Origin of the sequence: Paenibacillus apii, assembly GCF_011043685.1 — a bacterium.
Classification (GTDB): Bacteria; Bacillota; Bacilli; order Paenibacillales; family Paenibacillaceae; genus Paenibacillus_AQ; species Paenibacillus_AQ sabinae.
In genome coordinates this window covers 374,368-386,215 of sequence record NZ_JAAKGU010000001.1, presented here as the reverse complement: position 1 = coordinate 386,215, position 11,848 = coordinate 374,368, and the positions used below count along the sequence as shown (strand labels likewise).

Below are 11,848 nucleotides of genomic sequence, written 5' to 3'. Positions count from 1 at the left end.
AATGAAATTTCATTATACATTCCAAAAGGTTGTCGACTTGAAGGGCAATGAAAAAACACAGGCGGAATGGATGCTCTCAAGTGCGATTGGAGAACTGCAGACACAGGAGAAAGACATGGTTGAACTGATGGAACAGCGGAACGGCACGTTGGTTGCCCTTCAGGATGCGGCCGAAAGGAGAACACCCATGGCTGCGATCCTGGAAATGCAGGATTACGTTGACTACCTGGATAACTGCATTGCGCGCAAGCAAACCGAAATCAGCCGGGCGCATGAGGAAGTTACAATGAAGCAGGAAAATTTGAATTCCAAGGCGCTCGACGAGAAGGTTTGGCTGAAGGCAAGAGATAAGGCGCTGGGTATTTTTAAACAGAATATGAATTTGCGGGAGCAAAACGAATTGGATGAGATGGCTACCGTCCGCTTCGCGATGAAGTCCCTCTGACGTCTGGAGGTTATTCGGCAGTGGCACAGAACGATATGGAACTTGAAAACGAAGGGTCGGCCGGCAAGTTCGAACGGTTTCTTTTTCTGATGATACCGATTATTTTCACCTTGGTTCTGATCGGGGTTCTGCTGGCGCTCTTTAATATGGACTACCGGAACGACATGCTGCAAATCGCGAATAAAATTCCGGTTGTGAATAAATGGATACCTGATCCGAAAGGCGAGCCCTCCGAGGACAGTCAATCGGCGGAGGAGCAGGCGGCAAGCTCGGAGGCGACCATTAAGGAGCTGAAGACTCAGCTCTCCCAGCAGGCGGAGACGGTTAAGCAGCTGAATGAGCAGAAAACCGCCCAGGACAAGCAGGTTGAGGCCCTAAAGTCGCAGATCGGCGATATGCAGCAGGCCGCAAGCAGTCAGCAGCCGGTCGAAACCGAGGATGAGCACCAGAAGCAAATCGTGGCAATGACCAAGCTGTATGCAGGTATGAAGGCGTCCAAAGCGGCGGCAATCATGCAGAACATGACGACCGAGGAGGTTGTTCAACTGCTCAGCGGGATGAATAACGACAGCAAGACGGCGATCCTGGAAAAAATGGACCCGAAAATCGCTGCGGATGTATCCGTTAAGCTAAAAGAATCGGCCAATTCTTCCGATATGGCTATTGCAGCCCTTCAATCCAGACTGAAGCAGGACTCGGCGGCGACAGCGGCTCCGACCGGCAGCAGTGCAAATCTGGACAAGCAAAAACTAAGCCAGACCTTTTCCTCCATGCCTGCCACCGAGGCGGCAAAGCTGCTGAGTGAAATGTACCCCATCAGCCCGGATAAGGTGATTACCATTTTAAGCACTGTTGATGACAGCGTACGGTCTGGCATTTTATCCGAAATGACCAAGAACGATACGAACGGAGTCGCCGCCAAAGTTATGAATCGTCTGATGGGCGGCAAGTAACTGTCAAGACTTGAAAGGAGGTGAAACTAAATGAGTCTCGTATTTCAAATGATCTCATTAGGCAAAGGCCCGAGCGCGAAAACGACGGCTTCTCCTGGAACGCCAGGTACTGCAGAAACGGGAATGTTCTCAAATACTTTGATCCAGTCGATGGCAGGCTTAACCTCGGACCCGGCAGCGGCTTCTCCCAACAACTCGGCGGTAGTGGCGCTGCAGAACCTTCTTTTTTCGGTGTTATCCGGTTCCGCCGGGCAAGATGGAGATTCGGCAGATCTATCCGGCAAGAAGCTCCTGGAAGAGCTGGTTCCTGACCTTTCCAAACTGGACGAACAAATCGAAAGTGATCCCGCTCTGCTGGCGGCTCTTCAAGGGTGGCTGGTTCAGGTGTCCGCTTTATTGTCCGGCAATGATGCAGCGGAGCCGCAAAATCAGGCCGCGCTCACGCCGATCGCGCAGAATCCCGCAACGGCAAGGTTTGCCGTTCAGGATGAACTCAACAACCTAGCAGCATGGATGCAGAAGGCCTCTGAGACTGGCGATGATGCCTCGGCAGGCAAAGCAATGGCACTGTTCAACAGCTTTGCGGCTATGATAGCGCCCTATACCGGAACGGTTGACCCGACCGATCATGCGACTCACGCAACTGCAGCAGCGGCATTGGCATCCGGGTCCAATGAAGCGGTTAAGCTTCCTGGGCATACGGCTCCGAAGGCCGGCGATGCTAACGCAGGAGTCACGCTTTCCAAGTCTGCCGACGTATTGAACCAACCGGACGCATCGGGACAGACCGGCACAGCCTCCTCGGATTCGCAAACGGCTTCCGGAAATCCGCTGCCGCTGAAATGGTCTTCAGCATCTGCTGAAATTTCTAAAGAGCATGTTCAAGCAAACGAAGGTACGCTGATTGATTCGGCCGCTGAACAGTCTGCACAAGGGGACAGCAGTGTCATTACCGCAGGGCAGCTCTCGATGAAGGACGGCATTACAACCGCTCCAAAGGCGGAAATACCGCAAGTGCCGGTTCACAAGTTCGCTGAGGAAATGTCCGGCTTCATTACCGGTAAACTTGAAATCGTCAAGAAGGGTGGAGTCGCTGAAGCGACCTTGTCGTTATTTCCGGAACATCTGGGTCAGGTGGATGTCAAAATCACCATGCAGAACGGACATGTGGTTGCGCAGTTTATGACCGAGCATTCCGGAGCCAGGGATTTACTGGAGAATCAAATGTCTCAGCTGCGGGCAGCACTTCAGTCTCAGGGTCTTCAGGTAGAGAAGCTGGAAGTTTCGCAGAACAATACACCGCTCCAATCGCAGCTCTTCCATGACGGGCGCCAATCGGGAACTGGAGGTCAGGCGTCGGACAGACGGTCCAAGGAGCGCAAAGATTCTTCGGAAGATGCCGTCTTGGCCGCTGAGCTGGATAGTGACTGGAAAGAATGGCTGGCTAATGAACGGCAGATCACCCGTAATCCGGCAAGCCAATTCTCGGCCGAGGCTTAATGCGAATGAAAAAGGAGGTGAAAGGTAGTGGCAACCTCAAACAGCATCATATCGACAAGCAATGTATGGCCGAATTATTCGGCAGCCAACAGTGCCAGCAGCAGTGCGGGCAGCACGTCACTTGGCAAAGACCAATTTTTAAAAATACTGATTACGCAGCTTCAGAATCAGGACCCGATGCAGCCGATGGAAGACAAGGAATTTATCGCTCAAATGGCTCAATTCTCATCGGTTGAACAGCTCATGAACATTTCGGGTCAATTGACGGCGCTTAATCAATCACTAGGTTCGGTTTCCGGCCTGATCGGGAAAAATGTCAGCTGGCTCGACAGTTCCTCCTCACAGGAGAACTCGGGAACGGTAGATTCCATTGTGGTCAGCGGCGGCGTTCAATACGCGATGGTCGGCAAGGAGAAAATCGCCCTTACCGATATTACTAGAATTCAGGACGGCAGCGGCGGCTCCACGGCGGAAACAGCAGGCGGCGGAGGAAGCGGGGCGGCGTCATGAATGATAAAATGACCGTTGGACAGATGTATACGGGCGTCCGGCACCCCGGTTATTTACAGCGTCCGGGTGGCAATAATGCCGTACTTCCATCATCGGACGAATCCTTCGAGAAAGTCCTTCAGCGGAAGCTGCTGAAATTCAGCAATCATGCAGCCAGACGCTTGGAACAGCGAGGTATTCAGCTCGGAAACAAGCAGCTTGACCAGATTTCCTCAGCCGTAGACAAAGCGGCGGCCAAAGGCAGCAGGGAATCGCTGATACTGATGAACAATTTGGCACTGATTGTAAGTGTAGCGAACCGTACCGTTGTGACGGCAATGGACGGCGATTCGATGAAAGACAATGTATTTACCCAAATCGATAGCGCAGTTATTATTTCTTGATCCGGCTGGACCTAACGGAGAGCCGGAGCGACCGCCGACCGACTGAAGCGGTCCATCTCTGAGAGTCATATCAAATTTACCTGAGCGACCAAGCTCCATTTCTGGGAGGTAATATCATGTTAAGATCCATGTACTCCGGTGTTTCCGGGATGCGCGGTTTTCAAACGAAGCTGGACGTTATTGGCAATAACATCGCGAATGTCAATACGGTTGGCTTCAAAGCGGGCCGCGTAATGTTCAAAGATATTATGAGCCAGACGATCTCCGGTGTTTCAGCTCCGGTTGACGGCGCACAGGGCGGCGTCAATTCCAAGCAAATCGGATTGGGTGTAAGCATCGGGTCCGTTGACACGCTGCACTTGGCTGGAAGCGCCCAAACAACGAATAATCCGACCGACCTGCGGATCGATGGGGACGGCTTCTTTTTGGTAAGGCTGACTGATGATCAAGCGACTCCGTTCCTGACTCGGGCAGGGGATTTCCATGTTGACGCGAGCCGCAATCTGGTTACCTCCGACGGTCTTCATGTGCTGGACTCTGGCGGCGAGCCGATCGTGATTGGAGAGGATGTTACCGCGTTCTCCATTTCCAACGACGGGACGATCATCCAGACGATGGCCGACGGAACGACTGAGCCTGGAGTTCAGATCGGCGTAGCCAAAGTAAGCAACCCGCAGGGCCTGGAGAAAATCGGAGGCAATCTCTATCGCATGACCTTGAATGCCAACGCGGGCGGCGCTTTGGAACCTACAACCGCCAACAATACGGAAGCGGGTACCGGCGCGATTGTTGCTGGGCAGCTGGAAATGTCCAATGTAGATTTGACGGGCGAATTTACGGAAATGATCGTCGCTCAACGCGGCTTCCAGGCCAACTCCCGGATTATTACGACATCGGATGAGGTGCTTCAGGAAGTCGTCAATCTGAAACGCTAATTAATTGAGATTATACCGGCAGTCATTTTTTCAATATACTTGGCTGCCGGTCTTGCAGTATAATAGTTTCGTTTCGCTTTTTTAAGTTTTTCTATATTTAACCGGTTTATATTTTTACGGGAAACGAGTGCCGCCTTGTCAGGACGGTACAGCCGTTTCTCCTTATTAGGAGGCCTCGCATGATCTCGGTAACACGATTAAACGGATCGCCAATGTGGCTGAATGCCCTGCTGGTGGAAATGGTGGAGGAAAGCCCGGATACCTATATCACGCTTGTGACGGGCAAAAGGCTGATCGTTCTTGAAAAAGCCGAAGAAGTTATTGCGAAAATAAGGGACTACAATAAGGAAATCGGCGCCCATTCAGCCACCATTAAAGTCCATACTCAGGAGGAGCCTTCATGAAAAAGATGCTGCCTTGGCTCATTACGATTTTGCTTGCGATTACGTTGATCGTGGTTGCCGCCTTTTTACTGATGAATAAATGGTTTGCGAGCGACACCGGTAACGCGGTGAACGACGCGGCGCAGCAGGTGGAAACCAAAAAACTGACCGCGGACGAAATAGTAGCCATGACTTCGGAAATAACCGATATTAAAACGAATCTCGCTGATCCAAATTATATCGTTTCTATAAATTTTGCGTTCCAACTGGATACCGAAACGGCTAAGGAAGAATTCGAGAAAATCAAGGAAATCAAAATCAAACCGCTGATAATCAAGACGCTGGCCGATGAGAAGCCGCAGGAATTGAACGGAGCGGCCGGAAAAGACCGGCTCTGCAGCAAGCTGGTTAACTTAATCAATAACGTACTGCCAGAAGGAAAGCTGACCCAGGTTGAGATTACTAATTATATTTTGGCAACGATCTAGACTGACGGATTCCGAGTATTTTTACGGGGGGTGATTGAATGGTTGATGTACTGTCGCAAAATGAGATTGATGCCCTGCTTGCAGCTCTCTCATCCGGCGAGATGGACGCCGACGAGCTCAAAAAAGAAGAAACCCAGCGCAAAATTCGTTCCTATGATTTCAAACGGGCCGTTCGTTTTTCAAAAGATCATATCCGAAGCCTGACACGTATTCATGAAAACTTTGCGCGCTACCTTACGACGTACTTTTCGGCGCAGCTGCGAACCTTTGTACAGATCAGCGTCGTGCAGGTAGAGCAGCTGCCATATGATGAATTCATCCGTTCCATCCCCAAGATGACGATATTGAACATTTTTGAGGCCGAACCCTTGGAAGGCAGAATGGTGCTGGAGGTGCATCCGAATATCGCCTTTGCCATGCTGGACCGGCTGCTTGGAGGCGTCGGAACAGCGCCTTCCAAAATAACAGCCCTGACCGAAATCGAAACGACCATAATGGAGCGCATATTCAGCAGATGCTTCGAAAGCCTTCAGGAGGCCTGGAAGACGGTGCTCGACATTGAACCCCGGATGGAGGCGCTGGAGACCAATCCGCAGTTCATGCAGATTGTATCCCCTAACGAAACCATCGCGCTGATCTCGCTAAGCACGAAGATTGGCGACACCACAGGGATGATTAACCTATGTATTCCGCACGTTGTTCTTGAACCGATTATGTCCAGGCTGTCTGTCCATCAATGGTTTGTATCGGAGAAAAAGCTGCGGGACGAGCAGGAAGTAGAGGCGATCAAGGCCAGTGTGAGCCGGGCGCAGCTGCCGGTTGTAGCCGAACTGGGGGAATCCACGATTTCCATATCCGAATTCCTCGGCCTGAATATTGGGGACGTCATCTCGCTGAACAGGACCGTTAATACCGGACTGTCGATCAGAGTGGGAGACAAGCTGAAATTCATCGGTAGTCCGGGTATGGTCAAGGACCGGGTAGCCGTGCAAATTGACGAGATTGTCAGCGAAGGAGTTGTAGAACGTGACGAGTAAAGATTATTTATCCCAGGAAGAAATCGACGCTCTTTTAAGACAATCGGCGGGGGGAAGCGAGGAAAGCGTACCTTCCGAAAAGACGGTAGATGATTATCTGACGCCGTTTGAACAGGATGCGTTGGGAGAAATTGGAAATATTACGTTTGGCAGCGCCGCAACGGCGCTTTCGACTCTGCTGGGCAAAAAAGTGGACATTACCACTCCGAAAGTTTCCATTATTAAGCGCAGTGAGTTTGAAGAAGCCTTTCCTAAGCCTCATGTTGCCGTTCATGTCCAGTATGTGGACGGGTTTCAGGGCATTAACTCACTCGTAATCAAAATTCGCGACGCTCAGGTAATTGCCGATCTCATGCTTGGCGGAAACGGAGAGCCGAAAGACGAAGAGCTGAATGAGATTCACGTCAGCGCCGTACAAGAGGCGATGAATCAAATGATGGGCTCCTCTGCTACGTCGATGTCGACCATCTTCAACCGGTTTGTCAACATATCGCCGCCTGATATCGATATTCTTAATATGTCAAGCGGCGAGGGAGTTGGAAGCCTGCCGGAGGACGAGACGCTGATTCGAATTTCGTTCCGTCTTATCATTGGCGATTTGATCGATTCGACGCTCATGCAGCTGCTCCCGGTGCAGTTTGCCAAGGATATGGTTACTATGCTCCTTGGCGACGTTGCGGCTTCGAGCGAGCCGGCAGCGGCTGTGGAAGCGCCGGCGATGCCGGAAGCGCCACAGTCTGCGCCTTCGCCGCAGCAGCCCGCACCGGCAGCTCAGCAGCCGACGCAGTCGGCCCCTGAGCAGCAGACTCCTCCTGTGCAGCCGCCGTATCCGGGAATGCCGGAAGGAGGGTATTATTATCCGCCTTACGGCATGCCGCCTTATGGTATGCCAGGGATGCCGCCATATGGTATGCCGCCGCAGGGAATGCCTGGACAACCGGGAATGCCGCCGCAGGGAACGCCTTATTCGCAGACCCCGCCGCCGTCTTCTCCGCCGAACCGAAACGTCAATGTTCAACCGGTACAGTTCGGCAATCTCAGCGGCAACGTTTTTGGAAATATTGACGAAAATAATTTGAACTTACTGATGGACATACCCCTGAAAGTAACCGTAGAATTAGGAAGGACCCAGAAGCAAATTAAGGATATTCTTGAAATGTCGCAGGGATCGATTATCGAGCTGGACAAGCTCGCCGGCGAGCCCGTCGATATTCTGGTGAACAACAAGCTGATTGCCAAGGGGGAAGTTGTGGTAATCGACGAAAACTTCGGCGTTCGCGTAACGGATATTGTAAGCCAATGGGACCGAATTCAAAAACTACAATAAAAGCATAATTTAGGGAGGATTTTGTAAAAATGGCTAACCGAATTCTGATCGTGGACGATGCTGCATTTATGAGAATGATGATTCGCGACATTTTGTCCAAAAATGGATTTGAAGTAGTAGGAGAGGCTCAGGACGGTTCCCAGGCAATTGAGAAGTTCAAAGAACTGCGTCCCGACCTGATCACCATGGACATTACCATGCCTGAAATGGATGGTATCGCCGCCCTGAAAGAAATCAAAAAAGTGGACGCCAACGCCAAGGTTATTATGTGCTCTGCCATGGGTCAGCAGGCTATGGTTATTGACGCAATTCAGGCGGGAGCGAAGGACTTTATTGTCAAGCCTTTCCAAGCGGACCGCGTTATTGAAGCCATCAATAAAACGCTGGGCGTGTAGGAAGAGCCCATGTCCGGCACAGGCAATTACTTGCTGAACTTGCTCAATGTTATTTTTGTGCTGGCGGTCATTATCGTGATCATCATTCTGCTGATCCGGTTTCTGGGACGGCGCAATCAGACTTGGATGAGCGGCCGGTCCATGCGTACCCTGGGTGCGGTGGGGCTCGGTCCGGGCAAGTCGATGCAGATCATTGAAGTTGGAGGGAGCCTCTATTTGATCGGCGTTGGCGATAATGTGTCCATTCTGGATAAAATCACCGATCCCGGCGAAGTGGCGATGATCATTTCGGCATTCGAGGAACAGTCCGTTTCCGGCGGAAACTTCCTCGTTCCGCTGATTTCCAAGGTAAAGGAAAGGCTGCGCGGGGAAGTTCCGTCTCAGGAAATGGAGCTGAACGAAACTTCTTCTTTCTATGAGCTGCTGCAGTCCAAGCTGCGATCCGCTCCGGACCGGAACAAGCAGATCGAGGAGCTGCTTGGCGGCGAAGACCAAAAGGACGGGCAGGGGAAATTATGAACAAAAAGCTTTTAATTGCCTTCCTCCTGATTGGCGTTATCAGTTTTCTGGCTCTGCAACCGATCTATGCCGCCGAGCCGATTCCGAATATAGATATACAAGTTGGAGGAAATGGCAGTCAGGGCGGCACCAGTTCCATTTCCATTTTGCTGCTGGTTACGGTTCTGAGCGTGGCTCCGGCTTTTTTGGTCCTGATGACCAGCTTTACCCGGATCGTCATCGTGCTGGGCTTCATTCGCACTTCGCTCGGAACGCAGCAGATGCCGCCAAACCAGGTGCTTGTAGGACTTGCTCTTTTTCTGACACTGTTCGTTATGGCACCAACCTTTTCGACGGTGAATCAGACGGCGCTTCAGCCTTATATCAAAGGCCAGATTACGCAGACGGAAGCTTTTAACAAAGCCGCCGATCCGATGAAAAAATTTATGTTCAAATATACGCATGAGAAGGACCTGCTGCTGTTCATGAAATACAACGGCTATACGGGGAACAACAAACCGGCCAGCTATTCCGATATTCCGCTGACGGTGCTCGTGCCTTCTTTTGCAATGAGTGAATTGAAAACGGCTTTTCAAATGGGCTTTATGATTTTCATTCCTTTTTTGATTATTGATATCGTGGTTGCCAGCACATTGATGGCCATGGGGATGATGATGCTTCCGCCGGTGATGATCTCGCTGCCTTTTAAAATCATGCTGTTTGTGCTGGTGGACGGTTGGTATCTGGTGGTTAAATCGCTGCTGCTCAGCTACGGCACCTGATAGGGGATAGGAGGGCGAAGGATATCAGTACGGAATTTATTATCGGTCTTGCGGGTCAGGCGGTGTATCTGATGCTTGAAATCAGCGCACCCATGCTTATTTTCGGTCTGGTTGTCGGACTGATTATCAGTATTTTTCAGGCAACAACCCAGATTCAGGAGCAGACGCTGGCTTTTGTCCCCAAAATCGTCGCCGTGCTGCTGGCCCTGCTTCTGTTCGGTCCCTGGATCGTGACCAAGCTTACCGACTTCACATCCCAGATTCTGGGTAATCTTTATTTGTATATCGGATGAACACCATGATCGATTCCATCTTGAAAGGTTTACCAGTCTTTTTGCTTATTTTTTGTCGAATTACTGCTTTTTTTGTTGTCGTGCCTGTCTTTTCTTCCCGAGGCGTACCAGCATCGTTCAAAATCGGCATTTCCTTTTTCATCTCGCTCATCGTATTCAGCGCTAGGGGAACAGGCGTCACGGTGCCCGAAGATCTTGGCATTATTTTGCTGATCATCAGGGAATCCCTGATCGGGCTGCTGCTCGGTTATATGGGTTATCTGATGTTCATGGCGATCCAAACAGCCGGCTCATTTATCGACATCCAGATCGGCTTCGGGATTGCGAATGTCATTGATCCGATGACGGGTGCGTCCTCGCCTTTGCTCGGCAATTTTAAATACATGATCGCGCTGCTGATGTTCCTGGGAATGAACGGCCATCATTATTTGCTGGATGCCATTATTAACAGTTATCATTGGGTGCCTTTGGATAATCAGCTGCTGGTGAAATTGATGGACGGAAATCTGCCGGATTTCCTGATGCGGTCGTTCGCGCAGTCTTTTGTGCTCGCGTTTCAAATGTCCGCTCCATTAGTGGCCGCGCTATTTTTGACGGATATCGGACTTGCTTATCTGGCTAGAACCGCGCCGCAGTACAATGTGTTCGTCATCGGCGTTCCGCTGAAGATCATTGTTGGTCTGGTGCTGCTGCTCGTGTTAATGCCAACGCTGGCTGCGCTTTTTCAAAGCCTGTTCAATATTATGTTCGAATCGATGCGCAATTTGCTGACCCTGATGGGGAACAGTCCTTAAATGAAGTAAGGAGGGCCGGAATTGGCCTATCGATATCAACTCGATCTCCAGTTGTTCGGCGGAGAGAAGACGGAAAGGGCGACACCGAAGAAGCGGCAGGATGCCCGCAGAAAGGGCCAAATTGCCAAAAGCGCCGAGCTTTCGGGCTCGATCGTCCTGCTGGCCGGGGTGCTGAGTCTGATGATGTTCGGAGGATTTTTGAAAGAACGGGTTATGGCGCTGTTTACCGACGTCTTTCTTAACCGGCTTACGATGGAGGTCACCCCGTCCAATGTACGTCAAATGCTGAACGAGTACGGGATGCAGATTCTGATTATGCTCGGACCTTTAATGGGGATTACCTTTGTAATGGCACTCGTCTCAAGCGTTGGACAGGTTGGCTTTATGGTAACGGGTGAGGGAATTACCCCCAAGTTCAGCAAGATCAATCCGATCAAGGGCTTCCAAAACATTTTTTCCATGCGTTCCTTTGTCGAAATGCTGAAATCGATCTTAAAGCTGGTAATCATAGCCTATCTCGTATACAGCACATTGTGGGGGCAGAGAAAAGATTTCGCATCACTCGCTCATACCGGCACGGAGAGTATTTTTCACTTTACCGCTAAATTAACTCTTGTTCTTGGCATCAAAATCGGTGCGGCCTTGTTCATTATGGCAGTGCTCGATTATATGTACCAGCGCTACGAACATGAGAAGAGTCTGAGAATGTCCAAACAGGAAATCAAGGACGAATACAAAAAAATGGAAGGCGATCCGCTGATCAAAGGTAAAATCAGGGAGCGCCAGCGCCGGATGGCGATGCAGCGGATGATGCAGGAAGTGCCCAAAGCCGATGTCATCATTACGAACCCGACTCATTTCGCTGTCGCATTGAAATATGACGGTTCGAAGATGGAGGCGCCGCAGATTGTGGCCAAAGGCCAGGATTATGTTGCGCTCCGCATCCGTGAGCTTGCCAAGGAACACGGCGTAATGACGATGGAGAACAAGCCGCTTGCACGGGCGCTGTTTCAAAGGGCGGAGATTGGGGATTCGGTTCCCGCGGATCTGTTCCAGGCGGTCGCCGAGGTGCTGGCTTATGTATACAAGCTTAAAGGCAGAAAGAGATAGCAGGGGAGGTAGAAT

Annotated in this window: 16 protein-coding genes; all 16 read left to right on the top strand. The window is 50.9% G+C overall.

The window, feature by feature from the left end; translation table 11 throughout:
- The first annotated feature begins 1 nt into the window (after position 1).
- The gene (fliJ, locus tag G5B47_RS01875; RefSeq protein WP_165093690.1) at positions 2–445 is read left to right on the top strand and encodes a flagellar export protein FliJ; all 444 of its coding nucleotides are present in this window, start codon (positions 2–4) and stop codon (positions 443–445) included.
- A 20-nt stretch (positions 446–465) separates the two neighbouring features.
- Positions 466–1,398, top strand: a complete 933-nt coding sequence (locus tag G5B47_RS01870) for a MotE family protein (protein WP_165093688.1) — start codon at positions 466–468, stop codon at positions 1,396–1,398.
- A 30-nt stretch (positions 1,399–1,428) separates the two neighbouring features.
- Positions 1,429–2,898, top strand: coding sequence for a flagellar hook-length control protein FliK (locus G5B47_RS01865; protein WP_165093686.1), 1,470 nt, complete (start codon positions 1,429–1,431; stop codon positions 2,896–2,898).
- Positions 2,899–2,925: 27 nt separating this feature from the next.
- Positions 2,926–3,408 (top strand): flagellar hook assembly protein FlgD, encoded by a 483-nt coding sequence (flgD, locus tag G5B47_RS01860; RefSeq protein WP_165093684.1) that lies wholly within the window; start codon positions 2,926–2,928, stop codon positions 3,406–3,408.
- Positions 3,405–3,791 carry a TIGR02530 family flagellar biosynthesis protein gene (locus G5B47_RS01855; RefSeq protein ID WP_165093682.1) on the top strand — a complete coding sequence of 129 codons (387 nt, stop codon included), beginning with the start codon at positions 3,405–3,407 and terminating at the stop codon, positions 3,789–3,791. Before flgD ends, G5B47_RS01855 begins: the two co-directional genes overlap by 4 nt.
- Positions 3,792–3,907: 116 nt before the next feature.
- The gene (flgG, locus tag G5B47_RS01850; RefSeq protein ID WP_165093680.1) at positions 3,908–4,726 is read left to right on the top strand and encodes a flagellar basal body rod protein FlgG; all 819 of its coding nucleotides are present in this window, start codon (positions 3,908–3,910) and stop codon (positions 4,724–4,726) included.
- A gap of 179 nt (positions 4,727–4,905) precedes the next feature.
- Positions 4,906–5,130: a flagellar FlbD family protein gene (locus G5B47_RS01845; RefSeq protein ID WP_165093678.1), complete on the top strand. Its 225-nt coding sequence runs from the start codon at positions 4,906–4,908 to the stop codon at positions 5,128–5,130.
- Positions 5,127–5,597 carry a flagellar basal body-associated FliL family protein gene (locus G5B47_RS01840; RefSeq protein ID WP_165093676.1) on the top strand — a complete coding sequence of 157 codons (471 nt, stop codon included), beginning with the start codon at positions 5,127–5,129 and terminating at the stop codon, positions 5,595–5,597. The genes G5B47_RS01845 and G5B47_RS01840 overlap by 4 nt, the downstream gene beginning before the upstream one ends.
- A 38-nt stretch (positions 5,598–5,635) precedes the next feature.
- Positions 5,636–6,634: a flagellar motor switch protein FliM gene (gene fliM, locus G5B47_RS01835; RefSeq protein ID WP_165093674.1), complete on the top strand. Its 999-nt coding sequence runs from the start codon at positions 5,636–5,638 to the stop codon at positions 6,632–6,634.
- Positions 6,624–7,961 (top strand): flagellar motor switch phosphatase FliY, encoded by a 1,338-nt coding sequence (fliY, locus tag G5B47_RS01830; protein WP_165093672.1) that lies wholly within the window; start codon positions 6,624–6,626, stop codon positions 7,959–7,961. Before fliM ends, fliY begins: the two co-directional genes overlap by 11 nt.
- A gap of 29 nt (positions 7,962–7,990) precedes the next feature.
- Positions 7,991–8,356, top strand: coding sequence for a response regulator (locus G5B47_RS01825; RefSeq protein WP_019910416.1), 366 nt, complete (start codon positions 7,991–7,993; stop codon positions 8,354–8,356).
- Between the two features lie 9 nt (positions 8,357–8,365).
- Complete coding sequence (locus G5B47_RS01820; protein ID WP_165093670.1) at positions 8,366–8,875, top strand: flagellar biosynthetic protein FliO; 510 nt, start codon at positions 8,366–8,368, stop codon at positions 8,873–8,875.
- Positions 8,872–9,636: a flagellar type III secretion system pore protein FliP gene (gene fliP / locus G5B47_RS01815; RefSeq protein WP_165093668.1), complete on the top strand. Its 765-nt coding sequence runs from the start codon at positions 8,872–8,874 to the stop codon at positions 9,634–9,636. Before G5B47_RS01820 ends, fliP begins: the two co-directional genes overlap by 4 nt.
- Before the next feature lie 23 nt (positions 9,637–9,659).
- Complete coding sequence (fliQ, locus tag G5B47_RS01810) at positions 9,660–9,929, top strand: flagellar biosynthesis protein FliQ (RefSeq protein WP_025335359.1); 270 nt, start codon at positions 9,660–9,662, stop codon at positions 9,927–9,929.
- Positions 9,930–9,934: 5 nt separating this feature from the next.
- Positions 9,935–10,723, top strand: coding sequence for a flagellar biosynthetic protein FliR (fliR, locus tag G5B47_RS01805; RefSeq protein WP_165093666.1), 789 nt, complete (start codon positions 9,935–9,937; stop codon positions 10,721–10,723).
- 21 nt (positions 10,724–10,744) lie between these two features.
- Positions 10,745–11,833, top strand: coding sequence for a flagellar biosynthesis protein FlhB (gene flhB, locus G5B47_RS01800; RefSeq protein WP_165093664.1), 1,089 nt, complete (start codon positions 10,745–10,747; stop codon positions 11,831–11,833).
- Positions 11,834–11,848 lie beyond the last annotated feature (15 nt).